The following is a 24,878-nucleotide window of genomic DNA, read 5'->3' as shown; positions in this document are numbered from 1 at the left end:
GAAAGGTCACGCGAGGAAGATGAAATCCGCCGCATGCAGCGCTGCCTTGGCCACACCGGCCAGTTGCAGGGCATCCCCCGAGCCGAGGTCGAGGATCGCGCCGCCCATTCCATCGCGCGTCGAGGCCATCATGGCGTTGAAATCGGCGAAGTCGGACCCCTGCAGCAGGATGCGGTCCTGCCCGGGCATGAAATCCCCCACCACGTCGATCCCCGAGCCAGGTGCGAAGCGAAAGACATCCCGCCCTGCCTCGCCAAACAAGATGTCGTTGCCGCCCGCACCCTCCAGCGTGTCGTTGCCATCGCGCCCGAGCAGCGTCTCGGCGCGGTCGGACCCGACGATGATGTTGGAGGCGATATTGCCGATGCCGGTGGTGGAGCCCTCCAGGATCAGCCCTTCGAGATTGGCGCCCAGGGTGAAGGAGCCGCTGCCGCGGGCAATGACGTAGTCCCACCCCTCGCCCGCGGCCTCGACGATGTTGTCGTTGGATTGGGAGGCGACCATCGTGTCATTGCCGAGGCCGCCGATCATCAGGTCGTAACCGGGCCCGCCGTCGAGCCAGTCATTGCCCGAACCGCCCCGCAGGATGTCCGTCTCGGCACTGTCGCCGCCCAGCAGCGTGTCATTGCCGGCGTCGCCATTGAGATTGTCGCTGCCGAGCCCGCCTTCGAGCGTATCGTTGCCGTCTCCGCCGAAGGCGATGTCCTTGCCATCCTCGCCGATAAGGCGGTCGTCGCCACCGGCGCCATACAGCCGATCCGCCCCGCCGCCACCCCACACCGTGTCGTTGCCACCCTGCGCCAACAGAAGGTTGGCGTCCTCATTGCCCACCAGCCGGTCGTCGCTCCTGGTGCCGACGGCGAAGCGGGGCCCGGCACCGGGCGCGATCACCAGCCACTCGACATTGGCCAGCAGCCAGTAGGAGGCGCTGGTGTAGACTGTGTCGCTACCTCCGCCGACGCCCTCGTAGATCTGGGTATTCGACAGGACGATCTCGAAATGGTCATTGCCGGGACCGCCCCAGAGCCGATCAAAGCCACCGCCGGCCACGATGCGGTCATTACCCGGGCCACCAGAGACCATGTCGTTCTGCGAGCCGCCGACCAGCAGGTCGTCGCCCTCATGGCCATAGAGCGTGTTGGCGCCGAGCCCGGCATAAAGGCTGTCGTTGCCGGCGAATCCGACGAGCCAATCCCATCCGCCGCCGCCGTAGATGACATCGGCGCCGAGGCTGCCGCTGATAGAATCGGCAACCTCGGTGCCGATCACCACCTCGATGCCCGAGACCTTGTCGCCGGCGGCCGCACCACTGCCGATGCCGGTGAACAGCGAGAGCGTCAGCCGGGTGGTCGCCTCGGCGTAGGAGACGGTGTCGCGCCCGTCCCCGCCCTGCACCAGGTCGGCCCCGGTGCCGGGCTGGATGAAGTCGTCCCCCACGCCACCAATCAGGGTATCGGCCCCCGCCCCGCCTTCGAGCGTGTCATTGCCCTCACGCCCCTCCAGCCGGTCGGCGAAGGCGCCGCCGACCAGCCGGTTGCGGCCCGAACCGCCCAGCAGCACGACGGCGCCGGCCACCGCCGAGGCGTCCACCGCCTCGAAGCCGAGGGCGATGCCGCCACCCGCCACCTGGTCGATCATGCTGTCGAGCGTGACCGAGGCCGCGACGGTCAGGATCAGCGTGTCGAAATCCTCCCCGCCATCGACCAACACATCGGCGCTGTCATAGGTGACGGTGTCGTCGCCCGAGCCGGCGTCGATCGAATCCGCGCCGCCATCGCCGGTTATCAGGTCGGCGCCATCGCCGCCGGTGATGGTGTCGACCCCCCCCCCGCCGCGCAGCGTATCGGCGCCGACGCCGCCATAGAGCCGGTCCGCGCCCTCCCCGCCATCGAGCGAATCACGGCCATCCGAGCCCCACAGGCTATCCGCGCCCATGCCGCCGATCAGCGTGTTGCGGGCGAACAGCCCGTCCACCTCCTCGGAGCCGGGGCCTTCGACGAAGATCTCGTCATCGCCGTCGCCGCCGTCCATCCAGTCATTGCCGGCACCGCCCCAGAGCTGGTCGGCCCCGCCGCCGCCAAGCAGCGTGTCGTTGCCGTCGCCGCCGACCAGCCGGTCCGCCCCACCCTGCCCGCTCAGCCGGTCGGCACCGCCGAGGCCGAAAATCTCCTGCCCGCCACCGGCCGCGAGCAGTGTATCGCCGCCGGCGGTGCCGACCAGCACACGGAAGGTGCCATCGGCGAAGGCACCGGGCGTCAGGTCCAGCACACCCGCGGTGCCGGAACTCGCACCCATGCGGATCACCGCGTCATCGCCGTCGAGCACCAGGTCCTGGTTGAGATCGACGACGAACCAGCCGCCAACGCCGGTGCTGCCCGACACCGCCGGGATCCAGAAGGCCTGATAATATCCTGGGCCGATGCCGTCCCCCGGCAGGACCTCACCGAAGCCGGGACCGGACGCCAGCGTGCGGGCCGCCAGCGCCCCGCGCCACACCAGCGGGCCGGGACCCTGCACCCCGGCCACCAACCCGCCCGACAGGGCGAGCGAGACCACGTCCCCCTCGGCCGGGTTGAAGTCGAGGATCGTGTCGGGGTCGGTGCCGGGCGCCTCGCCGAGGTCGAAGGCCGACAGGTCGATGACGAACAGGTCGGCGCCCGTGCCGCCGACCATCAGGTCGCCATCCGCACCGCCGACCAGCGTGTCGGCGCCATCGCCGCCCTGCAGCGTGTCGGCGCCGGCGCCGCCATAGGCGATATCGTCGCCGGCCCCGCCCAGCAGGCTGTCTGCCCCGTCATCGGCCCAGAGCAGGTCGTCGCCGTCATCGCCCTGCAACGTGTCGAGGCCGATGCCGCCGAACAGCGCGTCCGGCCCCGCCCCGCCGATCAGCCGGTTGCGGTCCTCGGCCCTCTCGGTCTCGGGCGCGAAGGGGTCGATGGCAAAGATCGTGTCCCAGCCATCGCCGCCATCGAGCCAGTCGCTGCCCGCCCCGCCATGCAGTTCATCGGCGAGGTCGCCGCCGAGCAGCGTATCGTTGCCCGGCCCGCCATCGAGCCAATCCACCCCATCGCCGCCCACCAGGCTGTCATTGCCGTCCACGCCCCAGATGGCGTCGTCGGTGGCGCCCTGGCCGACGAGCACGTCATCGCCGTCACCACCGAAGAAGCCGCCGAAATCGGTGGCGAAATCGGCCGCGATAAGCACGGTCTCATTGTCGCCCTCCGGCAGCGCGATGTGCAGCAGTAGGTCGCCCGGACCGAAGCGGCCATCGTCATCCAGGTCGGCCCAGACCTCGAAGCGCCAAGCCTGGCCATCGACCACCCGCCACAACACATCAACCAAGCCGTCGCCGACCTGGGCCGGGTCGAGTTGGAGGCCGGATTCGGCATAGCCTTCGAAGGCGAAATCGGCGGCGACGGCGTGGAAGGCGATGACGCGCCAGACATCCCATGCGCCCGGTAACAGGATGCGGTCGCCGCCGGCCACCCCCGCGCCTTCGAAATCGACGATCAGGTCGGGCGTCGCCGGCGGGCTCTGCGGCGCATCGACCCGATTGAAGATGAACAGGTCGTCGCCCGCCCCGCCGACCAGGCGGTCGGTGCTGGCTCCGCCCTCGATGCTGTCATTGCCCCAGCCGCCCACCAGTGTGTCGTCGCCGGCGCCGCCAGCCAGGCTGTCGGCGCGCAGGCCGCCGGTGAGCAGGTCATCCCCGGCGCCGCCCAGCAGCGCGACACCGGCCGAGACCACCGCGGCGGCGCTGACCGTCGCGGCGGAACCGATGCCCTGCCCGCTCGCATCGACGGTGAACAACGCGTCGGCAAGCGGGGTCGCGGTGGCGACGGTCGCATCGGCCAGGGTCAGCGCGATGACGCCGTCATTCAGCTGGATGATCTCGACGCCGGTGACTGTCGCGGCGCCGAGCGTGACGGTCAGCGTGCCCGCGACGGACAGGCGATCGGCGCTGCCCTCGCCGCCATCGAGCACGTCATCGGCGTCAAGCGCGCTGCCGGCCTCGATGTAGTCGTCGCCGGCGGCGGCGATGATACTGTCGGCCCCGGCGCGATCGGCCGCGAACCAGTCACCCCCGGCCGTGCCGGTGCGCAGGCTGCTGCCGGTGCCGTCCAGAAGGAGCAGGCTGCCATCCTGGAACAGCAGGTTGGCGGGAAGCACGCCGGGACCGCCCAGCCGGGTGCCGAGCAGGCGCAACACATCGTCGGCCGTCGCGATCAGCAGGTCGGAGCCGCTGACAGTGAAGCGCAACGTTGCGGCGGCCATGGATGGACCGAAGACCAGTTGGTCCTGCGACGGCACGAAGTTGAGGCTGCCGCCGGCAACGTCGGCGAAGGCGTAAATCGTCATCGCGTCCTGCGATTGGTGCCGTCGCAGGAAAGCAGGGAGACCTTCAAGAATTGGTTAATCATCCGGCAAAAATTGCCGCCCACCTGGGTCCCATCCCGATACGTGGCCGGTGAGTGCGGCGCCTCTGCCTTGCCGAGGGCCGAGGGAGGCTCCACCCTGGCCGCTTGTCCGGGCGCGCATCCCGCCTGGCCGGACCTGCATGCCTCGACCAGGGATACCCTATGCTGCAAGCCGCGATCGTACCCGTGACGCCGTTCCAGCAGAACTGCACCCTGGTCTGGGATGACGAAACCAAGGAAGGCGTCGTGGTCGACCCCGGCGGCGATGCCGATCGGCTGCTCGAAGCCATCCAGCAGGCCGGCATCAAGGTGCAGCGCATCCTGCTGACGCATGGGCATCTCGACCATGCCGGCGCGGCGGCCGAGCTCGCTGAGGCGCTCGGCGTGCCGATCGAGGGACCGCAGCGGGCCGATGCCTTCCTGCTCGACAGCCTGCCGGCGCAGGGCGCGAAATATGGGATGGCCTGCCGCCCGGTCACACCCGACCGCTGGCTGGAGGAAGGCGAGACCGTCGATGTCGCCGGCCAGGAATTCGCCGTGCTGCACTGCCCGGGGCATACGCCTGGGCACGTGGTGTTCGTCTCCACCGCGCTCGGCTTCGCGCTGGTCGGCGACGTGCTGTTCCAGGGCTCGGTCGGGCGGACGGACTTCCCCTATGGCGACACCGCCGCGCTGATTTCCGCGATCCGCACCAAGCTGTTCCCGCTGGGCGACGACATCCAGTTCATCTGTGGCCACGGGCCTGGTTCGACCTTCGGCGCCGAGCGGCGCTCCAACCCATATGCCGGCGAAGGAGCCGCGTCATGAGTGTCATCCAGGCCGAAATCTCCGCCCTGCCGACCGCGCGGCCTGAAGCGGTGGGCATGTCATCCGCCCGCCTTGCCCGCATCCGCCCGGCGCTGGAACGCGAGGTGGCCGAGGGCCGCTTCCCCGGCGGCGTGGTCGCCGTCGCCCGCGACGGGCGGCTCGTGCATCTGGAGGCTGTCGGCTTCCTCGATGCTGCGGCAGGCGTGCCGATGCGCCCGGATGCGCTGTTCGCCATCGCCTCGATGACCAAGCCGGTCTGCGGTGTCGCCGCGCTGTCGCTGCTGGAGGAAGGCCGGCTTCTGCTGTCCGATCCGGTCGGCGCCTATGTGCCGCCGCTGATGACGATGCAGGTCGCGAAGCCGACGCCGGCGATGCTGTCCGGCACGGGCCCGATCGAGACCGAGGCGCAGCGCCGGCCGATGACGGTGCAGGATGCGGCGCGCCACACCACCGGCTTCGTCTATGGCGGCTTCGGCGCAACGGCGGTGCATGCGGCGCATCCGGGGTCGTCCCTGACCGTGTCGAAGGAATACGACGCGGCGGGCCTCGCCGCCGCGCTTGCCGCGACGCCGCTGCGCCATCATCCGGGCGAAGCCTGGGAATACGGCTTCTCGACCGATGTGCTTGGCTTGGTGGCCGGTGCCGCGGGCGGTGCGTCCCTCGGCACGCTGATGCGCGAGCGCATCTTCGAACCGCTCGGCATGGCCGAGACCGGCTACGTCCTGCCCGATGGCGGCGCGGCGCGTTTCGCCAAGGCGCTGCCGACCTGCCCGCTGACCGGCAAGCCGCAATCGGTCGAAGCGCCGCTGGTGGCGCCGAAGCTGGAAGTGGGCGGCGCGGGGCTGGTCTCGACCGCCGCGGATTACCTGCGCTTCGCTGAGATGCTGCGCGCCGGTGGGTCGCTGGGCGGGGCCCGCGTGCTCTCGCCGGCAACGGTGCGCTGGATGGGCTCGGACCACCTGCAGGGCATCACGGGCGGGCCGGACCGGATGGATCCGGGACTGACCGGCTATGGCTTCGGGCTGACCGTCTCGGTGCGCAGGAATGCCGGTGGTTCGGCCTTCATGGGGGCGCCGGGGGCCTTCGGCTGGTCCGGGGTGTTCGGCACCTTCTTTTGGGTGGACCCGGCGGAACGCCTCGCCGTGGTGCTGATGTCGCACGCCCCGGGCGAGATGCGGCTGCGCTATCGCCGCCTCATCAACATGCTGACCTACCAGGCGCTGGAAGCCTGACGCCGCCCGCGCCGCGGGCAGTGAAAGCCCAAGGCACAGGCAAAGACGGCGCCGGATGCGTGCATTGCATGCATCAGGCCGCTGGTCCGGCACGGTCACGGCGTGACATCCTCGGTCGAGCAAGCCACGACCGGGAGGCCCCAGCCATGACCATCACACGCCGGACGGCGATCGCCGCCACCCTCGCCATGCCCGCCCTCCTGCCGGCCGGGCGCGCCTTCGCGCAGACGCGCATCCGCATCGCCGGCAATTTCGCCACCGAGCATTCCTCCTCCGTCGCCATCGAGGGCTTCAAGGCCGAGGTCGCGCAGCTCACCGGCGGGCGTGTCATGGTGGACACCTTCCCGGCCATGCAGCTCGGCGGCGCGGCGGAGAACGTCTCGCAGGTGCGCTCGGGCACGTTGCTGATGACCTGGACCGGCATGGCGTTCCTGAGCCGCACAGTGCCGGAGCTGGAGGCGATCTCCCTGCCCTTCCAGTTCTCCACCCGCGAAGTCGCGTTCAAGGTGGTGGATGGTCCGGTCGGTGAATTGCTCGACCAGAAGATGGCCGACAAGGGCTTCCTCTCGCTCGGCTACATGGAGCTCGGTTTCCGCCATGTGACGACCGGCGTGAAGCCGATCCACACGGTCGAGGACCTGCGCGGGCTGAAGATCCGCATGCAGCCGAACGAAACGCATCTGGCGACCTTCCGAGCGATCGGCGCCAATCCGCTGGCGATGGACATTCGCGAACTGTATTCGGCGTTGCAGCAGCGCGTGGTGGATGGGCAGGAGAATCCCTATGCCATCATCCTTGCCAGCCGGTATTTCGAGGTGCAGAAATACGTCACCAATACCGGCCACTTCTTCGACTTCATCTCGGTGGTCGCGCATCGGCGCACCTTCTCGGCCCTGCCGCCCGACATCCAGCAGGCGATCCGCACCGCCATGGGCAACGCGATCCGCAGCCAGCGCGCCGCCGCGGCGGCCGGCGATGCCGCGGCGCTGGCTGAACTCCAGGCCAAGGGCATGGAATACACGCCGCTGCCGCCAGCCGAGCTCGCCAAGATGCGCCAGCTCTCCTCGGGCGTGGTGGACCAGATCAAGTCCCGCGTCGGCGCCGAGTTGGTTGATCGCGTACAGGCCGAGGTGACACGCGCCGGCGGCTGAACCGATGCGCGTGCTCGATGTGCTGGACCGTGCGACGCAGGCGCTGCTTGTGCTGGTCGTCGCGGTGATGGTGGCGGTGGTCTCGGCGCAGGTGGTCGCGCGCTACGGCTTCAACACCGGCATCGGCTGGGCGGACGAGGTGTCGCGCCTGGCCTTCGTCTGGTGCGTCTTCCTCGGCATCGCGGTGGCGGTGAAGGCGCGCGCGCATATCGGCATCACGCTGCTGGTGGATGCGCTGCCCGCCATCCCGGCCGGGCTGTTGCGGCGGGCGATGCTGCTCATCTCGGCGGGGCTGTCGGCGGTGGTGGCCTGGCAGTCGGTCGTCATCGCGCTCGACCAGTGGGATGAGCGGATGATGTCGCTGGAACTCTCGACGGGCTGGTTCCTGATCCCCGTCGCGGCCGGCGGCGCGCTCTCGGCGCTGTACCTCGCCGCGCAGGCCCTGCTGCCGGAGCGCACGGCATGAGCCTGACGATCATGGGCGTGTTCTTCGTGGCTGCGCTGCTCGGCGCGCCGCTCGCCTGGGCGCTGGGGTTCGGCGCGGTGGCGGGCGTGCTGGCCTCGGGCTTCGACCTGAACGTGCTGCCCTCGCGCATGATGAATGCGGTCAACGCCTTCCCGCTGATGTCGATCCCGTTCTTCGTGCTGGCGGGTGAACTAATGATGCGTGCCGGCATCATGGAACGCATCATCGCGCTGGCAAATACTTGCGTCGGCCAGGTGCGGGGCGGGCTCGCGCATGTCACCGTGCTGGCGGGGATGGGCTTGTCCACCGTCTCGGGCGCGGCGGTGGCGGATGCCTCGGCGCTGGGGGCGACGCTGCAGAAGCCGCTTGAAGAGCATTACGGGCGGGGCTTCGCGGCGGCGGTGATCGCGGCCTCGGCCAATCTCGGGCCAATCATCCCGCCATCGGGGGCGATGATCGTCTATGCCTTCATGGCCGGGTCGTCGGTGTCGGTCGGCGGGCTGTTCCTCGCTGGCGTGGTGCCGGGGCTGCTGCTGGTCGGGCTGATGATGGCGATGTGTTCCATCATGGCGCGGCGGCTAGGGCTTAAACCGACGGGTGCTGGCTTCGCCTGGCCGGCTTTCCTGGCGGAACTGCGCCGGTCCTTCATCGTGCTGATGATGCCCGTCGTCGTGATCGGCGGCATCATCGGCGGCGCCTTCACCGCGACCGAGGGTTCGGCCGTCGCCGTGGTCTATGCGCTGCTGATCGGCTTCCTGGTCACACGTCAGCTGACCTGGCATGGGCTGGTGGAATCGATCCAGTCGACGGTGATCACCACGGCGGTGGTCGGCGCGATGATCGCCTTCGCCTCGGCCGTCACCTACATGCTGACGATCGATTTGTTCCCGCAGCAGCTTGCCACCTTCCTGAAAGGCATCACGCGGGACCCGCTGGTGTTCAACCTGCTGGTCGCGCTGGTACTGCTGGTGGTGGGCTGCTTCCTGGAGAGCAACGCCGCCTACATCATGCTGGTGCCGCTGCTGCACCCGATCGCGCTGGAATACGGGCTGGACCCGCTGCATTTCGGCTTCCTGTTCGTACTGAACCTGGTGATCGGGATGCTGACACCACCGGTCGGCGTGGTGCTGTTCGTCGTCTGCGGCATCGCCAAGATCAGCGTTGGTGAGATCTCCCGCCACATCTGGCCCTTCGTCGCGGTTATGTACGGGCTGCTGCTGGTCTGCATGTTCATCCCCGGTCTGGTGCTGTGGCTGCCGCGCATGGCGGGGTACTGAACGCCGCCCTCACGCCGCATCGTGGAAGATGATGCCGAGTGTATGCCGCCGCCCGCTGCGGATGCGGCTGACGCCGTGGCGAAGGTTCACGCGATAGGTGCCGCGCGTGCCCTGCACGGGGCGGTGATGCACGGCGAAGATGACGCCCTCGCCTTGCTGCAACGGCACCACCTCGGCGCGGGATTGCATGCGCGGTCGCTGTTCGGTCAGCACGAATTCGCCGCCGGTGAAGTCGCGCCCGGGCGCTGACAGCAACACCGCCACCTGCAACGGGAAGACGTGCTCGCCATACAGGTCCTGATGCAGGCAGTTGTAGTCGCCGGCCTCGTAGCGCAGCAGCAGCGGCGTCGGGCGCGTTTGGCCAGCGGCATGGCAGCGGGCGAGGAAGGCCGCGTGGTCGGCCGGGAAGCGCGGCGCGAGGCCCATCGTCTCGTTCCAGCGGTTCGCGATGGGGGCGAGATGCGGCCAGAAGCCGGCGCGCAGCGTCGCGACCGGGTCGGGCAGCGGGATGGCGAAGTATTTGTATTCGCCGCGACCGAAGCCGTGCCGAGCCATCACGATGCGGCTGCGAAAGCCATCCTCGCGGTCGTACGGTGCGGCGAGGGCCGCGCATGACGCCGCGTCCAGCAAGGGCCCCGTGGTGGCACAGCCGAAGGCGTCGAGTTCGGCGCCGATCCGCGCCCAGTCGAGCGCGGCGATCACTGCGCCGCTTCCCTTGCCAGCAAGGTCCGCTTGCGCGCGGCCCCCCAGCGCCAGCCGCCGGTGCCACCCGCGGCCGGCACCACGCGGTGGCAGGGCACCAGCAGGGCCACGGGGTTCGCGGCGCAGGCCCGCGCGACAGCCCGCGCCGCGCCCGGCCGGCCGATGCGGGCGGCGACTTGGCTGTAGGTCTCGGTCCGGCCTGGCGGGATGTCTCGCAACGCGGCCCAGACGTCGCGCTGGAAGGGGGTGCCACGCAGGTCGAGGGGAAGATTCGGCATGGATTCTCTCCGGTGCATCACGGCCCTTTCATGCCAGGACCGGCGCCACGGCGCCTTCCGGCTGTTGCGCCGGCCCACCCAAAACGCGCAGGCTGTGCCGCAAGAACCAAGGGAGGACCCAGCCCCATGATGATCGTCCAGGTCAACTACACCCGCCCGGAGATGGCCAAGGCGGAATGGGAAGCACGCTACACCGATGATCGGGCAAGGCAGTTCCTCGCCGTGCCGGGCCTGCAATGGAAGATCTGGCTGGATGGCGAGGAGGAACGTCGCGCCGGCGGCATCTACCTGTTCGCCGACCGCGCCGCAGCCGAAGCCTACGTCAACGGCCCCATTGTCGCGCGCATGAAGGCGAACCCGGACATCACCGACCTGCAGATCCGCATCTTCGATGTCCGCGAGCGGATGAGCGCGATCACCAATGCTCCAGTGCCGGGCCTCGCGATGGCGGCGGAATGAGCGTGATGACTGCAGGCGCGCAGGCGCCGACGGTCTGAATCACGCAATCAGGCCTGCGCGTGATGACCGCAGGTAGGCTGGTGCCGAAGGTCTGAATCACGCGATCCGATGATCGCGTGCCAGGTTGCGGCTGAACGACCGTGACGTCTTTGCCGCGCGGGCGTGCCCGGGCCGCGATTGCGCGGCTGCCGACCAGGCACCCGCGCCGCGATGGGCACGTGGAAGGCAAGCCGACCCTCAGCGTCGAAATGTTCGCGCGCCACGGCGGGGACGCCGAGGCCCGAGCGCACCAACGCCTCGGCGAGGCGCGACCCGAAGGCCCCAGTCGTGCCAAACAGAAGGATGCGCTGTGCCGTCATGGCAGCCCGGCAAGCCTCGCCGCGTCGCGATGCGTCAGCAGGCCTGTCTTCAGCCCGGCAAGGGTGCGCACCATTTCGCGCCGCAGCCACGGGATGATCCTCATCCGGTGGAATACCTGGTCGCGCAGCATCGGCATGGCGCGGGAATCGCCCTGGAAGAACGGCGTTATGAGAGCGCTGGCCCGCTGGTAGAAGCGGACATGCTCTCGCCGTATGGCCGCATAGCGGGCGAAGGCGGCTTCGAGATCCGTCTCGGCGGCCAGCGCATCGGCGAGGGCCAGCGCATCGAGCAGCGCGCTGTTTGCCCCCTGGCCGAGCTGCGGCGAGGTGGCATGGGCGGCATCGCCGAGCAGCACGAGCCGGCCGCGCCAAGGGCGTTTCGCGGTGAACTGGATGTAGCTTGCGGGGGTGAATGCCTCGGGTCCGGGCAGACCGGCCAGCACCGGCGCGATCGGCGGCCACAGTGCCGACGCTTCCTCCCGCCAGGCGTCGAAGCCAGCGGCCCAGGCGGCGTGCTCGCCGGGCTTGATCGACCAGAACAGCGCAGCGAGCGGCGGGCCGCCAGGCTCCGCCCGCCCCACCGGCAGCCAGCCCAGCATCACCCTCGCGGACATGTGGCGTTGCAGCAGCACGCCCGGCGCAAGGCCGGGGTCGGGCACGCTCGCCCAGAGCGCGCCGTAGGCGAAGGGGCGCGGGGCGCGGGGCTCGACCACGGCGCGGAAGCTCGAACGCACGCCGGAGGCGTCGACGACGATCTCGGCCTCGCCGATCGTGGCACCGGCTTCATCGCGTAGGATGGCGCGCGTACCGGCCTCGTCGATATGCGTGACGTGCCGGCCAGTCTCGATCCGCGCGCCGGAGGCGGCGAAGGCGCGCCACAGCACGCCATGCAGCGCCGCGCGGTGCACCGCGACCGCATGCAGGTCAGGCTCGAGGTCGGCATAGGCGATGTCGAGCACCGTGCCGCCGCGATGCGTCATGCCGTGCAGCCGGTCGATGCGCGAACCGAGGGCGGCGACCTCCTCCCGCAGGCCGAGCCTGTCGAGCGCGGCGAGGCCCGTCGGCTGCAGCATCAGCCCCGAACCGACCGGCTTCGGCTCGGCGAAGCGTTCCAGCACGGTCACGCGATGGCCGGCGCGGGCAAGCAGGGTCGCGACCGCCAGCCCGCCGACGCCGGCACCGATCACCGCGATGTCGCGGGTCACGCGAGGTCGCCGCGGCGGCGCAGGGCGGCAATGGCGCGGGCGACGATCGCCGGCGGTTCGGGGTCGACATCGAGGTCGATGACATCCGCCTCGGTGTCCGGCTGTTCGAGCGTTGCGAACTGGCTGGCGATCAACGAGGCCGGCATGAAATGCCCGACCCGCGCCGCCTGGCGCGCCATGATGAGTTCCGGCGTGCCGGTCAGGTGCAGGAAGCGAATATCGGCGTGGCCGTCGCGCAGCACATCGCGATAGGCGCGCTTCAGCGCAGAACAGCCGATAATGACCGGAGTGCCGGTGGCGCGCGCCCGCGCGATGCGCGCGGCGATGGCGGCCAGCCAGGGCCAGCGGTCGTCATCGGTCAGTGGCGTGCCGGCTGACATTTTCGCGACATTGGCTGGCGGATGGAAGGCGTCGCCATCCTCGAAGGCCCAGGCGAGGTGCTCCGCCAGCAGGCGTCCGATGGTGGACTTGCCGCAGCCGGACACTCCCATCACGACGATGGCTGCGGGGCTCATTTGGGTTCGATATGCCCACCGAAGCCGGCGCGCATGGCCGACAGCGCCTTGCCCGCGAAGCGCGTTTCATCGCGCGAGGCGAAGCGCGCATAGAGCGCGGCGGTGAGCACCGGCGTCGGCACCGCGGTCTCCACCGCCTGCTGCACCGTCCAGCGGCCTTCGCCGGAATCGCCGACGGTGCCGGCATACTTCGCGAGCGCCGGGTCCTCGGCGAGGGCCGCGGCCGTAAGGTCGAGCAGCCAGGAGGTGACGACCGAACCGCGCCGCCAGACCTCGGTGACATCGGCGAGATCGACGGTGATGCGGTGGTCCGCCGGCAGGGCCCTGCTGTCGGCGGCGCGCAGCAGGTCGAGGCCCTCCGCCAGCGCCTGCATCATGCCGTATTCGACGCCGTTATGGACCATCTTGACCAGATGCCCGGCGCCATGGCCGCCGCAATGCAGCCAGCCCTGTTCGACATTGGGCGCGCGGCCCTCGCGGCGCGGCGTCGCCGGGATGTCGCCACGTCCGGGTGCGAGCGCATCGAAGATCGGCGCGAGGCGGGCGACCGGCGCGGCGTCACCGCCGATCATCAGGCAATAGCCGCGTTCAAGCCCCCACACGCCGCCCGAGGTGCCGATGTCGAGGTAGTCGACGCCCTTCGCGCGCAGGGTGGCGGCGCGGCGCACATCGTCCTTCCACTGGGTGTTCCCGCCATCGATGGCGGCATCGCCGGGGGAAAGCAGGTCGCCCAGGGCAGCAATGGCGCCCTCGGTCGGCTCGCCATGCGGCAGCATGACCCAGATGGCGCGCGGCGCGGCGAGCGTGTCCACCATCGCGGCAAGGTCGGCGGCCGGCAACGCGCCATCGGCGACCACAGCGGCGATGGCTGTCGCATCCTGGTCCCAGACGACGCAGCGATGCCCGGCGCGCATCAGCCGGCGCGCGATGTTGGCGCCCATACGCCCTAGGCCAACGATCCCGATTTCCGCCATGCCACCGTCTCCCCCGCTCGGCGATGCTTGCCCGAGGCCATGGCCCGGCGCAACAGCGTGGTGCCTGCGTCAGCCGCGACGGCGGCGGCGCAGCAGCATCATGCCGCCGAGCGCGGCGCCGATGACGAGGAAGGACACCCCCGTCGTCACCGTGCCCAGCGCGAAGATCACTGGCGTCGTGACATTGGTGGTCATGCCGTAGATCTCGAGCGGCAGGGTGTTGAAGGTGCCCGCGGTGTAGAGGCTGCGGGCGAATTCGTCATAGGACAGGGTGAAGCCGAACAGCCCGACGCCGATCAGCGAGGGCAGCAGGATCGGCACCACCACATGACGGATGGTCTGCCACGGCGTGGCGCCGAGGTCGCGCGCCGCTTCCTCATAGGCCGGGGAGAAGCGGTTGAAGACGGCGAACATAATCAGCAGGCCGAAGGGCAGCGTCCAGGTCAGATGCGCGCCGAGGCCCGAAGACCACCAGGCGGCGTCGATCCCCGCCATCCGGAACATCAGCCCGATGCCGAGCGAGACCAGCACCGAGGGCACGATGAGGCTGGCGACGGCGAGGTAGAACAGCGCCGTCGAACCAGGGAAGCGCCGGCGGAAGGCGAGCCCGGCCATGAAGGAGACGATGACGGTGACGATGGTGACGATCAGCCCAAGCGTCAGCGAGCGGATGAACGAGCCGCCGAAATCGCCGACCATCTGGGTCTCGAACAGATTCTCGAACCAGCGGGTCGAGAAGCCGCGCATCGGGAAGGTCAGACCGCCCTCCGGTCCCTGGAAGGAGAGCACCACGATCGTAATGGTCGGCCCATAGAGGAACAGCACAAACAGGCCGAAGAAGATGGCGAGCGGCCAGAAGGCGCGGGAACGTTCGCCACGCATCTACAACTCCTTCCTGATGTCGACGACGCGCAGCATGGCGGCGATCATCAGCAGCACGACGATCAGCAGCACCACGGCGTTGGCGGCGGCGGCCGGGTATTGCAGCAGCGACATGGCGTTGACCATCATCAGCCCGACCGACGCGGATTGCCCGCCCGACATCAGCCGCACCGTCACGAAATCCCCCATCACCACGGCGACGACGAGGATCGAGCCGATGGCGATACCCGGCCGCGCGAGTGGGATGATGACGCTGCGCAGCACCTGCCATTCGGAGGCGCCGGCATCGCGCGCTGCTTCCACCAATGACCGGTCGATACGGACCATTGAGTTGAAGATCGGCACCACCATGAACAGCGCATAGAGATGCACATAGGCCAGCACGACGGCGAAGTTGGAGAACAGCAGGAACTCCAGCGGCTGATCGATCGCGCCGATGCCGAGCAGCGCCTGATTGAGCAGCCCGTTCCTGCCGAGGAAGGGGATCCAGGAAATCATGCGAATGACGTTCGAGGTCCAGAACGGGATGGTGCAGACCAGGAACAGCACCGTTTGCATCATCGGCGATGCGACGTGGAAGGCGAGGAAGTAGGCGACGGTGAAGCCGATGAACAGGCAGATCGCCCAGGTGATGGCGGCGAATTGCACGGTCTGGAGATAGGTCTTCCAGGTGATCGGCGAGAACAGCAATTCGTCGTAATTCGTCCAGATGAAATCAGGGATGATGCGGACGCTGTCATAGTCGAAGAAGGAGACGACGATGATGGTGCCGATCGGCACGATCAGGAACAGTGCGAGGATCAGCGCCAGCGGCGAGGCGAGGAGGAGGCCGGTCCAGCGGGATGTCATCGGATCACCTCATCACCGGGCATGGCCCGCCGATGCCGCAAGAGGCCGCGGATCGGGGCGACGCCCCTTTCCGTAAGGTCGCAGCACGACTTCGCCAACCCCAACGGTGGCGCAGGCGAGACATCATCCAATATCGCCATCACCGGCACAGCGCGCCCTCCCCACCGGAAACAGCGGATCGAGGCCTCGCCTCGATCCGGGAGGGCACAGCGCGACCGCGCCCAGACCAACCGTGGTCCCTGGCGCACCAGTACAGGGCGCGAAGGCAAGCCGGCCGGATGGCCGGCGCCCGCCGTTTGAGGGACACCATCAAGAGGCGATGAACTGGTTCCACTTCTGGACCATGTAGCGGTCCTCATCCATCACCGCGTTCCAGCAGGCCACGGCCCCCATGCGCTGTTCGAAGGACCCGCCATCGCGCACCGCGCCGGCGCGTTCCATCACCTGGCCCTGCGGGTTCTTGATCTCACCCTGGGCCGGCTTGCCTTCCATCCAGTAGCCCCATTCATCGGCGGTCATGTTCTCGCGCGCCGTCTCCAGCACCGCCGAGTAGTAGCCCTGGCGGTTGAGATACGCCCCGACCCAGCCCGACAGATACCAGTTGATGTATTCATAGGCCGCGTCGAGCTGCAGCCCGCGCAGATGCTTCGCCAGCGCAAGGCCACCACCCCAGGCACGATAGCCCTCGGCGAGCGGCTGGTAGGTGCAGGCAATGCCACGCGAGCGCACTGCGGTGACCGCCGGCGACCACATGGACTGGATCACCACCTCGCCGGAGGCCATCAGGTTCACACTCTCATCGAAGGTCTTCCAGAAGGCGCGAAACTGGCCGGCGCGCTTGGCCTCGATCAGGTAGTTGATGGTGGTGTCGATCTCCGCGCGGGTCATGTTCCCCTTGTCGCCGTAGCGGATGACGCCGGCGCTCTCGCAGATCATCGCCGCGTCCATGATGCCGATGGACGGGATGTTGAGGATGGACGTCTTGCCCCGGAAGGCGGGGTCCATGATGTCCTTCCAGTTGGTAATCGGCCGGCCCACCAGGTCGGGGCGGATGCCGAGCGTATCCGCGTTGTAGATGGTCGGGATCATGGTGAACCACTGCGTTGGCGTGGCCGCGAACCGCACGCTGCCGGGGCCGTCCACGAAGCTGACCGTGTTCGGCGCGGTGCCCTGGGCGATCACGCTGTCCGGCTTCAGCTTGCCGGTGGTGAAGATCGGCACGATCTTGTCGAATAGGCGGACCTTGGACGTGTCCATCGGCTGCAACACGCCGGCCGGGAAGACCTTCTTGCAGATCCAGTATTCAATGTCGGCGATGTCGTAGGAATTGGGCTGCGTCACCGAACGCTGCACGACGGCGTCGGAATCGAGCGCCGTCATCTGCAGCGTGATGCCGGTGTCCTGCTTGCACTTCTCGGCGATGGCGTTCTGGTTCGACACACCGGTGCCGACCTGGCGCAACACCACATTGCGGATGTTCTGCGCCCAGATGGTCGGAAATCCGGTGACGGCACCCGACCCCAGCGCGGTTCCGGCGGCGGCGGCAAGCACGTTGCGCCGTGCGATGCCCTTCTTCGTCGTCTCGACCATGGCAGTCTCCCTTCGGTTGGCGGCGACGGCCTGGTGCCATCGCGCGGTTGTCACGCAATCCCGTGCATGTCCTCGGCCTGCCAGCCGAGGGCGACGCCATCGCCCGGCTGCACCGGGTCGGCGAAGTAGGTGGCCTCCGGCAGCACGGCCGAGAGCGGGTCGAGCCCGGCCACCGCCAGCCCCACCGCGACGGTCGCACCGAGGTATTCAACCGAGCGCACCGTGCCGCGCAGCGGCAGCGTCGCGCCGGGCCGGGCCAGCATCATGCGGTCGGCGCGCACCGCGACATGCCGCGCCGAACCGGGCAGCGCCGGCATGGCGACGCCATTGCCGAGCGCCCCGCCACCGGCGGCCAGCGCGATCACATTGTGCCCACCGATGAAGCGCGCGATGAAGGTCGTCGCGGGGTGGTTGAACACCTCCCGCGCGCTCGCTGCCTGTTCGATGCGCCCCTGGTTCATCACCACCACCAGGTCGGCCAGCGCCATCGCCTCGTCCTGGCTATGCGTGACATGGATGAAGCTGATGCCGAGGCGCTGCTGCAGCGTCTTCAACTCCTCCCGCATGCGGATGCGCAGGAAGGGGTCGAGCGCGGAGAGCGGTTCGTCGAGCAGCAGCACCGCCGGGTCGGTGATCAGCGCCCGCGCGAGGGCAACGCGCTGCTGCTGCCCGCCGGAAAGCTGGGCCGGCAGCCGGTCGGCGAAGGCGGTCATCTCGACGCGGGCGAGCATCTCGGCGGCGCGTGCGCGCCGCTCGGTCTTGCCGACGCCGCGCATCTTCAGGCTGAAGGCGACGTTGTCGAGGCAGTTCAGATGCGGGAACAGCGCATAGGACTGGAACATCATCGCCGTGCCGCGGCGCGCCGGCGGCAGGTCGGTGATGTTCTCAGCACCGAGCAGGATGTCGCCCTCGGTTGCCGTCTCGTGCCCCGCGATCATGCGCAGGGTCGAGGTCTTGCCGCAGCCCGACGGCCCGAGCAGGCAGCAATAGGTGCCCGCCGGAATGCGCAGCCCGATGCCGTCCACCGCCGTGACACCGCCATAGCGCTTGGTCAGGGCGACGAGCTCAATCTCCACGGGTTTGGCCATGCGACGTCCACTGCACTCCGTGCCGGCCGCGGCGGCCAGCCCTTGGTCAGGCAGGCAATCAGTATGCCAGGGGCGCCGCGCCGCCCGGCGGAACGGCACGACGAGCATATGCCGCGCGGTTGGTCATTTCGCCTGAAATTTGGGCGATGGAGGCGCCTGGGGAGGGCGCCGCCCCCCCCAAACCCCACCCGCCAAAGGCCCGAGACCTTTGGAAACCGATACTTGGCGCCGGTCCCTTCAATTGCCTTCGCCTGCGCGGCAGGCAAGGCCCCGGAATGCCTCCGATGCTTGGTGCCCTGCGCCAAGGAGGGCATTCAAAAGGCCCCAGGCCTTCGGTGGGGTGGCTTGGAGGACCAGAGCCCCTCCGAGTGTTCCTACAGCGCGCCGATCACCCGCGCGATGATGCCGCCCATCGCGGCCGGGTCGGTCCAGCGCAGCACCGCGACGATGCCGCGCGACGGCTCGACCCAGGTCAGGTTGCCGCCCGCGCCAGAGGCGAAAAAGGCATCCCGCCCCGCCGCCGGATACCGCGCCCCGTCCGAGTTCAGCCACCACAGAAACCCGTAATGCGGGTTCAGCGCGCAGGGCGTGGTCGAGAGATCGAACCAGGATTCCGGCAGGATCCGCTGCCCGCCCCAGGCGCCACGGTTCAGCGCCAGGAGCCCGATGCGCGCCTGGTCCTCGGCATGGATCGAGATGCCGCCACCCCAATGCGTCCCGCCGGGGACCGACTGCACCCGCCGCCCATCCGCCAGTTCGACCCAGGAGGTCCGATACCCATCCCAACGCCAGTCGGCCGACCCGCCGATCGGCGCCAGGATTCGCTCGCGGAACACCTCGGGCAGCGGCCGGCCGAAGCGGCGCAGCAGGGCGAGCGACAGCCGGTTCACGCGGACATCGTTGTATTCCCAATGGGTCCCCGGCGCGGCCAGCGCCCGCTGGCCCTTCTTCCCCTGCCCCTCGACGCCGAGATTGCGGCCGCGATCGATGCTATCCGCCTTGCCGAACAGCGTGCCTTCCCATTCCGAGGTGTTGGTCAGCAGGTGCCGCCAGGTGATCGGCGCGTTCTGCGCGGAGTCGAAGCCGCCATCGTCGACGCTCTCGCGCACCGGCCGGTCGATGTCGGGGATCAGGCCGTCGGCGAAAGCAAGCCCGGTCAGCAGGGACAGGTAGGATTTGGCGACGGAGAAGGTCTGGCTGACCTCCCGCGTATCGCCCCAGCGCGCCACCATCACGCCGTGGCGCGTGACCAGCCCGCCGGGCGCGCCGCGCGGCCAGAGCGGGCCGAGCACCTCGTTATCCGGCGGCGGCTCGAAGGCGCCGCGGCCGATATGGCCGGCGAGGTCATGGGGCCAGGGCGTCTCATGCGCGGCGGCGAAGGCAACGGCCTCCGCCAGTTTCGCGGCATCAAAGCCGAGCGCGGCGGGCGCGGCCTCGGGCCAGGGTGCGGGATGGGCGGCGGGGAGGGTCATGGCTGTCATCGCGCGCGACCATGCCCGCAGGCCGTCGCCGCTCCAAGGGGGGTGCGGGGTTGTTCGGGCGCCACGGCGCACCCATCCTCGGGTCAGGACATTGCCAGTGAGGAGCCTGCCATGGAAATCCCCCCCGCACCCGTCGGCCGGCTCGAGATCGTCTCGGACATCATTTGCCCCTGGTGCTGGATCGGCCGGGCGCATCTCGACCAGGCGCTCGCCATCCTGGCCGAGGACGGTATGACCTTCGAGATCGGCTGGCTGCCCTACCAGCTCAACCCCGACATGCCGGCGGCCGGCGTCGAGCGCGCCACTTACCGGGCGCAGAAATTCGGCTCGGTCGAGCGCGGCGCGGAACTCGATGCCCAAGTTGCCGAGGCCGGGCGCGCCGCCGGGCTGGCCTTCCGCCACGACTTGATGGCGCGCACCCCTAACACGGTCGAGGCGCATCGGCTGATCCGCCTGGCGGCACCGACCGGCCTGCAGCACGCCTTGGTGGACCGGCTGTTCCGCGCCTATTTCCAGGAGGGTGCCGATATCGGCGACCAGGCGGTGCTGGTGCGGCTCGCTGCCGAGGTCGGCCTGCCCGAGGCGGTGGTGGCCGACTTCACCGTCGGCCAGGCGGCGCGGTCGGAGGTTGTGATGGAATCACGCAGCCTGGCACAGGCCGGGATCAATGGCGTGCCGTCGTTCCTGCTTGATCGCCACCTGCTGTTCTCCGGCGCCATGCCGGGGCAGCGCATGGCCGATGCCTTCCGCCAAGCGGTGGCGATCCTGCGCGACCGCGCCGCCTAATGTCCTGATTCCGACGTCCTGTGGACGTCGTTGTCGGACTGCGTTTGGAAACAAGCCAACCGGCCCGCTTCCAGGCCCGTCCCGGGCCCGCACTCCCACTCGGGCATCTTCCGATCGGACGGCGCCGGGCTGGCTTGGCGACGCGCCGTGGGGCCTTGCCCCGTCAGGCGCCCACCCACAGCGCAAGTTCCGCCACGACCCAGGCCAAGGCAAGGAAACCCGTGAAGTCTCGCATCGCGCGTCGGGCGATGCGCCCCGGCGCCGCCGCCGGCACGAAGCGGATGATCGGAGCCATGCGCATCGCGACCGGGCACGGCGGTATGGCCAGGGAGGGATCTGCGGGATGGAGCGTTCTCATGCGATGATAAGAACAAAACAAGAACATGAATGCAAGGCCTTCGTGAAACCTTTCACGACATCCATGCCGAGACGCTTGTGCCATCGGCCCGGAGACGTCGACAATGCAATGATTGGAAGCCGGAGGACCGCCCCGAATGACCGACATCAAGGAAGACCGCCTCGCGCGACGGATACTGATGGTCCGCATCGCCGCAGGCGGTGCGGTCGGCGTCCCCGGTATTGCCGCGGCGCAGGGCGGCAAGGGCGAGGGCGGCGGCGCCCCTACGCCTACGCCTGCGCCCGCGCCAACCCCGGCTCCTGCCCCTGCCCCGGTGCCACCACGGAACGCGCCCTCGGGTGTCTCCGATTCGGATCCAAACGACCCGCCGGGCGGCGGCCGAGGCAATGCTGGCCGGCCTCCAGTGAAGGGCCAGCAGCGCCGGCCCCAGACCGGCCAGACCGACGCCGACCCCAATGACGAACCGAATAATGGACGTGGCCCGCAGCGCGGCGGCCGCCCGCTCGGCCCCTCCGACAACGACCCCAACGACCCGCCCGGCCAGGGCCGCGGTGGCAACGCCCAGCGGCCGCGCAGCGGTGTGAACGATGCCGACCCCAATGACCCGCCCGGCGGCGGGCGTGGCGGCGGGCGGCGCCCCGGCGGCATCAGCGATGCGGACCCCAATGACCCGGCCGGCCAGGGCCGCGGCGGCAGCGGCGGCGGCCAGGCGCCACGCGGCGGCGTGAACGACGCCGACCCCAATGACCCGCCCGGCGGCGGGCGTGGCGGCGGGCGGCGCCCCAGCGGCGCCTCCGATTCAGACCCCAACGACCCGCCCGGCCAGGGCCGTGGCGGGCGGGCACCGTCCGGCCCCTCGGACAACGACCCCGGTGACCCGCCAGGCCAGGGCCGCGGCAGCAGGGGGCCGATCAAGACCTGATCGTCGAATGAGACGTAATCTCGTATGTTGAGATTTATCTTGTAAATTTGTCTCTTTTTTAGAGACAGGCGAGCATCCTGCCTGGGTCCGGCGCCATCTGGCGCCGGCTTCAGGCCGGAGCCATCCCACTGTCCGTCGTCACTCTCTCGTCGAACACAGCGAACCAGCAGGTCGTCGCCGGCTTCGACACCCTCGTCGGTGGGAATCTCGCCGACAGCGTCACGGTCACCGGCGCCCTGGCCGCCGCCACTGCCAACCTCGGCAGCGGCACTGACACCCTCATCCTCGCCGATACCGGCAATACCCTGTCCATCCAGGGCGTCGAGAGCCTGGCCGGCGGAGCCGGCGCCGACACCATCACGCTGTTTGCCCCCAGCACCGAGCTGCGGATCGACCTCAAGAGCGGCAACGACGTGCTGTTCCTGGCCAACGGCGCCAACTTCATCACCGTCACCAGCATCGAGACCATCTACGGCGGCTCGGGCGATGACGAGATCTACGCCGGCGCGCCGATGCGCGGCCATGTCAGCCTCGGTGCCGGGGCCGATCGGCTGACCATGATCTCGACCCGCGGCAACGCGGTGACGATCGCAGCCGATATCGAGACCGTCACCGGCAATCGCGGCGTCGAGGAAGTGACAGTCATCGGTGCCGCCACCGGCATGCGCATCGACCTCAGGGACGGTGTGGACCGCCTCGTCCTTTCCGATGCCGCCGATTCCATCACCATCGCCGGCGTCGAGACGCTGCTCGCCGGCGCCGGCAATGACACCATCCTGGTCGAGGGTGCGACCGAAGGCGTCTTCGACCTCGGCGTCGGCATCGACCGGCTGATCCTGGGCAGCGGCGGCAGCCTCGTTTCCGTCACGGGCGCCGAGGTGATCATCGGTGGCGATGGCGGCGACACCATCACCCTGACGGACATCATGGCCGGCCGGGTGATCGACCTTGGCGCCGGCAATGACAGCCTGGTGCTCGCCGCCGGTGACAATGTCCTGCACATGTCGGGTGTCGAGGCGGTGCTGGCCGGGGCCGGCAACGACTATCTGACGCTCGATGCCGCGCTGCCCGATGGCGGCATTTTCAACCTCGGCGCCGGGGCGGACAGCATTGCGCTGGCCGACGGGGGCAACGCGCTCTCCCTCATGAGCGTCGAGACGGTCATCGGTGGGTCGGGGCGGGATTCGCTCACCCTGTATGGCGGCGCCGACATCCTGCTGCGGGATGTCGAATTCGTCCGCGGTAGCGCCGTGTCCGACAACGTCATGCTGCTGACGCGCGTCGAGAACGGCGTGTTCAATCTTAGCGCGGGCGTCGACCGCCTGGTGCTGGCTGATGGCGGCAACAGCCTGCTGGCCAATGGCACCGAGACTTTGCTGGGCGGCAGCGGGGCGGATGACGTCATCCTGGCCGGGGCGGTCGTCGGCGGCGTGATCGACCTCGGCGCCGGCAATGACAGGCTGACCATCCGCGGCGGCCCAGTCACCGCCTTGGTCATCAATGTCGAAACGCTCGAAGGCGGCGGCGGCGACGAAGACCTGACGCTCGCCGGCACGATGACGGGGCGCATCGCGCTGCACGGCGGCCAGGACCGGCTGCGCCTAGCCGATGGCGGCAATTCACTGACCATCGGCGGCGTGGAGACGCTGATCGGCGGCAGCGGCACCGACCTCATCGTCTTTGATCAGCGGGTCCTGAATGGGCAGGTTGATCTGGGTGGCGGCGCCGACCGGCTGATCCTCGCCAATGGCGGCAACGGCCTCTCGATGACCGGCACCGAGGTGCTGTATGGCGGCAGCGGTGCCGACGCCGTGACCTTCCTCGCCGCCGCCGGGAATGCGCTGGTCGATCTCCGCCTCGGCCAGGACCGCCTCACTTTGTCGGATGCCGCCGATCGGATCCGCCTGAGCGACGTCGAGACGCTCTACACCAATGGCGGGGACGACACGGTCACGCTGCGCGACGTGCAACAGCGAGGGTACCTGCATCTGGGCGACGGGCAGGACCAGCTGTTCCTTGCCAATGGCGACAACACGCTGACCGTGTGCCACGCCGAGACCATCATCGGCGGCAGCGGCGACGACGTCGTCATTGTCGGCTCGGCGATGCCCCTGGGCGTGGTCGACCTCGGCGCGGGTACCGACCGTCTCGCGCTCGCGCGCGGCGACAACACCATCGCCGTCTCCGGCGTGGAGGTGGTGGTGGGCAGCGCCGGATCGGACAGGATCGACCTCGCCGGCGGGGCCGACCATGTGGTGCTGCATCTCAGCGCCGGCGACGATCACCTGCTGCTCGGGGAGGGCGGCAATTGGGTCACCCTCACCGATGTCGAACACGTCACAGGCAGCAGCGGCAACGACACCGTCGTCATGATGCGCGCCCTTGACGGGGCGGAAATCGACCTCGGCGGCGGCAGCGATCGCCTGGTCCTTGGGGCGGGCGCCAATACCGTGGTGCTGCGCAACGTGGAGGTGGTGCAAAGCGGTGCCGGCGCGGATGCCGTGACGATCACGGGCGCATCGGCACCGGTGACGGTCTCTCTGGGGGCCGGATCTGATGTGCTGACGCTCGGCGATGGCGGCATCACCGTGGTGACCACGGGCATCGAACTGGTGCGTGGCGGCGCCGGGGACGACTACATCACCGTCACGGCCGGCAGCGGCCGGGCCCGCTTGCTGGGCGGCGCCGGCGACGACACCATCACCGGCGGCAGCGGCAATGACGAGATCCAGGGCGGATCCGGCGCCGACAGCCTGACCGGCGGCGCGGGGGCGGACACCTTCGTCTTCACCGCGGTGTCGCATTCGTCGGTCTCGGCGCCGGATACCATCGTCAACTTCAATCCCCTCGAAGGCGATGTGATGGCCTTTGCCGGCATCGGCATCGGCGGGGATTTCCGCTGGCGCGGCGCCTTCGAGTTCACCGCGCGGGGCGGCGCCGAAGGGCGCTTCGACGAGGCCAGCAAGACGCTGTTCATCGACCTCGACGGCAATGGCAACGCGGATATGGCGTTCCTGCTGCCGGGCTTTCCGCCCGACGGCTTCGACGGGCATTCGGTGATCTGGGCGTGACGCGCGCC

21 protein-coding genes are annotated in these 24,878 nt (G+C 69.3%); 9 read left to right on the top strand and 12 right to left on the bottom strand.

Going from position 1 to position 24,878, the window contains the following annotated elements; genetic code table 11:
* Nucleotides 1–6 precede the first annotated feature (6 nt).
* Complete coding sequence (locus tag IEY36_RS07580; protein ID WP_188966359.1) at nucleotides 7–4,359, bottom strand: calcium-binding protein; 4,353 nt, start codon at nucleotides 4,357–4,359, stop codon at nucleotides 7–9.
* 221 nt (nucleotides 4,360–4,580) lie between these two features.
* Here IEY36_RS07580 and IEY36_RS07575 point away from each other — a divergent pair, with 221 nt between their 5' ends.
* From IEY36_RS07575 to IEY36_RS07555, 5 genes are all read left to right on the top strand, one after another.
* Nucleotides 4,581–5,225: an MBL fold metallo-hydrolase gene (locus IEY36_RS07575; RefSeq protein ID WP_272873134.1), complete on the top strand. Its 645-nt coding sequence runs from the start codon at nucleotides 4,581–4,583 to the stop codon at nucleotides 5,223–5,225.
* A complete protein-coding gene (locus tag IEY36_RS07570) occupies nucleotides 5,222–6,457 on the top strand; it encodes a serine hydrolase domain-containing protein (RefSeq protein WP_188966357.1) in 1,236 nt (411 codons plus the stop codon). The genes IEY36_RS07575 and IEY36_RS07570 overlap by 4 nt, the downstream gene beginning before the upstream one ends.
* 146 nt (nucleotides 6,458–6,603) lie before the next feature.
* Complete coding sequence (locus IEY36_RS07565; protein ID WP_188966355.1) at nucleotides 6,604–7,608, top strand: TRAP transporter substrate-binding protein; 1,005 nt, start codon at nucleotides 6,604–6,606, stop codon at nucleotides 7,606–7,608.
* A 4-nt stretch (nucleotides 7,609–7,612) separates the two neighbouring features.
* Nucleotides 7,613–8,074, top strand: coding sequence for a TRAP transporter small permease (locus IEY36_RS07560; protein ID WP_188966353.1), 462 nt, complete (start codon nucleotides 7,613–7,615; stop codon nucleotides 8,072–8,074).
* Complete coding sequence (locus tag IEY36_RS07555) at nucleotides 8,071–9,351, top strand: TRAP transporter large permease (RefSeq protein ID WP_188966352.1); 1,281 nt, start codon at nucleotides 8,071–8,073, stop codon at nucleotides 9,349–9,351. The genes IEY36_RS07560 and IEY36_RS07555 overlap by 4 nt, the downstream gene beginning before the upstream one ends.
* A 9-nt stretch (nucleotides 9,352–9,360) precedes the next feature.
* Here IEY36_RS07555 and IEY36_RS07550 read toward each other — a convergent pair whose 3' ends face one another.
* Together IEY36_RS07550 and IEY36_RS07545 are read right to left on the bottom strand one after the other, a co-directional pair.
* Complete coding sequence (locus tag IEY36_RS07550; RefSeq protein WP_229681197.1) at nucleotides 9,361–10,053, bottom strand: 2OG-Fe(II) oxygenase; 693 nt, start codon at nucleotides 10,051–10,053, stop codon at nucleotides 9,361–9,363.
* On the bottom strand, nucleotides 10,050–10,331 hold the full coding sequence (locus IEY36_RS07545) for a methylated-DNA--[protein]-cysteine S-methyltransferase (RefSeq protein ID WP_229681196.1): 282 nt from the start codon (nucleotides 10,329–10,331) through the stop codon (nucleotides 10,050–10,052). The genes IEY36_RS07550 and IEY36_RS07545 overlap by 4 nt, the downstream gene beginning before the upstream one ends.
* Before the next feature lie 126 nt (nucleotides 10,332–10,457).
* On the opposite strand from IEY36_RS07545, the gene IEY36_RS07540 reads away from it, so the two are divergent.
* The gene (locus IEY36_RS07540) at nucleotides 10,458–10,790 is read left to right on the top strand and encodes a YdhR family protein (protein ID WP_188966350.1); all 333 of its coding nucleotides are present in this window, start codon (nucleotides 10,458–10,460) and stop codon (nucleotides 10,788–10,790) included.
* Between the two features lie 355 nt (nucleotides 10,791–11,145).
* Here the strand turns inward: IEY36_RS07540 and IEY36_RS07535 are convergent, their stop codons facing one another.
* The 8 genes from IEY36_RS07535 to IEY36_RS07500 form a co-directional block, all read right to left on the bottom strand.
* The gene (locus tag IEY36_RS07535) at nucleotides 11,146–12,354 is read right to left on the bottom strand and encodes an FAD-dependent oxidoreductase (RefSeq protein ID WP_188966349.1); all 1,209 of its coding nucleotides are present in this window, start codon (nucleotides 12,352–12,354) and stop codon (nucleotides 11,146–11,148) included.
* The gene (locus IEY36_RS07530; protein ID WP_188966348.1) at nucleotides 12,351–12,869 is read right to left on the bottom strand and encodes a gluconokinase; all 519 of its coding nucleotides are present in this window, start codon (nucleotides 12,867–12,869) and stop codon (nucleotides 12,351–12,353) included. The genes IEY36_RS07535 and IEY36_RS07530 overlap by 4 nt, the downstream gene beginning before the upstream one ends.
* A complete protein-coding gene (gnd, locus tag IEY36_RS07525) occupies nucleotides 12,866–13,843 on the bottom strand; it encodes a phosphogluconate dehydrogenase (NAD(+)-dependent, decarboxylating) (RefSeq protein WP_188966347.1) in 978 nt (325 codons plus the stop codon). The genes IEY36_RS07530 and gnd overlap by 4 nt, the downstream gene beginning before the upstream one ends.
* 69 nt (nucleotides 13,844–13,912) lie before the next feature.
* Entirely contained in the window at nucleotides 13,913–14,725 is an 813-nt protein-coding gene (locus tag IEY36_RS07520; protein ID WP_188966346.1) for an ABC transporter permease, read from the bottom strand.
* Nucleotides 14,726–15,574: an ABC transporter permease gene (locus tag IEY36_RS07515; RefSeq protein WP_188966345.1), complete on the bottom strand. Its 849-nt coding sequence runs from the start codon at nucleotides 15,572–15,574 to the stop codon at nucleotides 14,726–14,728.
* Between the two features lie 309 nt (nucleotides 15,575–15,883).
* Complete coding sequence (locus IEY36_RS07510; RefSeq protein ID WP_188966344.1) at nucleotides 15,884–17,164, bottom strand: ABC transporter substrate-binding protein; 1,281 nt, start codon at nucleotides 17,162–17,164, stop codon at nucleotides 15,884–15,886.
* Between the two features lie 50 nt (nucleotides 17,165–17,214).
* The gene (locus IEY36_RS07505) at nucleotides 17,215–18,252 is read right to left on the bottom strand and encodes an ABC transporter ATP-binding protein (RefSeq protein ID WP_188966343.1); all 1,038 of its coding nucleotides are present in this window, start codon (nucleotides 18,250–18,252) and stop codon (nucleotides 17,215–17,217) included.
* Between the two features lie 374 nt (nucleotides 18,253–18,626).
* Nucleotides 18,627–19,724: a serine hydrolase domain-containing protein gene (locus tag IEY36_RS07500; RefSeq protein ID WP_188966342.1), complete on the bottom strand. Its 1,098-nt coding sequence runs from the start codon at nucleotides 19,722–19,724 to the stop codon at nucleotides 18,627–18,629.
* 120 nt (nucleotides 19,725–19,844) lie between these two features.
* On the opposite strand from IEY36_RS07500, the gene IEY36_RS07495 reads away from it, so the two are divergent.
* Nucleotides 19,845–20,519: a DsbA family oxidoreductase gene (locus tag IEY36_RS07495; protein WP_188966341.1), complete on the top strand. Its 675-nt coding sequence runs from the start codon at nucleotides 19,845–19,847 to the stop codon at nucleotides 20,517–20,519.
* 163 nt (nucleotides 20,520–20,682) lie between these two features.
* Here IEY36_RS07495 and IEY36_RS31090 read toward each other — a convergent pair whose 3' ends face one another.
* Nucleotides 20,683–20,814: a hypothetical protein gene (locus tag IEY36_RS31090; protein ID WP_268238108.1), complete on the bottom strand. Its 132-nt coding sequence runs from the start codon at nucleotides 20,812–20,814 to the stop codon at nucleotides 20,683–20,685.
* Nucleotides 20,815–21,013: 199 nt separating this feature from the next.
* Between IEY36_RS31090 and IEY36_RS07490 the strand changes: the two genes are divergently transcribed.
* A complete protein-coding gene (locus tag IEY36_RS07490) occupies nucleotides 21,014–21,799 on the top strand; it encodes a hypothetical protein (RefSeq protein ID WP_188966655.1) in 786 nt (261 codons plus the stop codon).
* 413 nt (nucleotides 21,800–22,212) lie between these two features.
* Nucleotides 22,213–24,870 carry a calcium-binding protein gene (locus IEY36_RS07485; protein WP_188966340.1) on the top strand — a complete coding sequence of 886 codons (2,658 nt, stop codon included), beginning with the start codon at nucleotides 22,213–22,215 and terminating at the stop codon, nucleotides 24,868–24,870.
* The last annotated feature ends 8 nt before the right edge of the window (nucleotides 24,871–24,878 follow it).

This window comes from Neoroseomonas lacus (assembly GCF_014644535.1).
GTDB classification, from domain to species: domain Bacteria; phylum Pseudomonadota; class Alphaproteobacteria; order Acetobacterales; family Acetobacteraceae; genus Neoroseomonas; species Neoroseomonas lacus.
The sequence above is the reverse complement of the archived record's forward strand: the minus strand, read 5'-3'. Positions and strand labels throughout refer to the sequence as shown.

Coding starts and splice junctions, on each gene's coding strand:
- IEY36_RS07545 (WP_229681196.1), bottom strand. CDS start 10,331: ATGCCGAATCTTCCCCTCGACCTGCGTGGCACCCCCTTCCAGCGCGAC.
- IEY36_RS07540 (WP_188966350.1), top strand. CDS start 10,458: ATGATGATCGTCCAGGTCAACTACACCCGCCCGGAGATGGCCAAGGCG.
- IEY36_RS07495 (WP_188966341.1), top strand. CDS start 19,845: ATGGAAATCCCCCCCGCACCCGTCGGCCGGCTCGAGATCGTCTCGGAC.
- IEY36_RS07565 (WP_188966355.1), top strand. CDS start 6,604: ATGACCATCACACGCCGGACGGCGATCGCCGCCACCCTCGCCATGCCC.
- IEY36_RS07520 (WP_188966346.1), bottom strand. CDS start 14,725: ATGCGTGGCGAACGTTCCCGCGCCTTCTGGCCGCTCGCCATCTTCTTC.
- IEY36_RS07560 (WP_188966353.1), top strand. CDS start 7,613: ATGCGCGTGCTCGATGTGCTGGACCGTGCGACGCAGGCGCTGCTTGTG.
- IEY36_RS07555 (WP_188966352.1), top strand. CDS start 8,071: ATGAGCCTGACGATCATGGGCGTGTTCTTCGTGGCTGCGCTGCTCGGC.
- IEY36_RS07570 (WP_188966357.1), top strand. CDS start 5,222: ATGAGTGTCATCCAGGCCGAAATCTCCGCCCTGCCGACCGCGCGGCCT.
- IEY36_RS07500 (WP_188966342.1), bottom strand. CDS start 19,724: ATGACCCTCCCCGCCGCCCATCCCGCACCCTGGCCCGAGGCCGCGCCC.
- IEY36_RS07510 (WP_188966344.1), bottom strand. CDS start 17,164: ATGGTCGAGACGACGAAGAAGGGCATCGCACGGCGCAACGTGCTTGCC.
- IEY36_RS07490 (WP_188966655.1), top strand. CDS start 21,014: ATGACCGACATCAAGGAAGACCGCCTCGCGCGACGGATACTGATGGTC.
- IEY36_RS31090 (WP_268238108.1), bottom strand. CDS start 20,814: ATGGCTCCGATCATCCGCTTCGTGCCGGCGGCGGCGCCGGGGCGCATC.
- IEY36_RS07505 (WP_188966343.1), bottom strand. CDS start 18,252: ATGGCCAAACCCGTGGAGATTGAGCTCGTCGCCCTGACCAAGCGCTAT.
- IEY36_RS07580 (WP_188966359.1), bottom strand. CDS start 4,359: ATGACGATTTACGCCTTCGCCGACGTTGCCGGCGGCAGCCTCAACTTC.
- gnd (WP_188966347.1), bottom strand. CDS start 13,843: ATGGCGGAAATCGGGATCGTTGGCCTAGGGCGTATGGGCGCCAACATC.
- IEY36_RS07530 (WP_188966348.1), bottom strand. CDS start 12,869: ATGAGCCCCGCAGCCATCGTCGTGATGGGAGTGTCCGGCTGCGGCAAG.
- IEY36_RS07575 (WP_272873134.1), top strand. CDS start 4,581: ATGCTGCAAGCCGCGATCGTACCCGTGACGCCGTTCCAGCAGAACTGC.
- IEY36_RS07515 (WP_188966345.1), bottom strand. CDS start 15,574: ATGACATCCCGCTGGACCGGCCTCCTCCTCGCCTCGCCGCTGGCGCTG.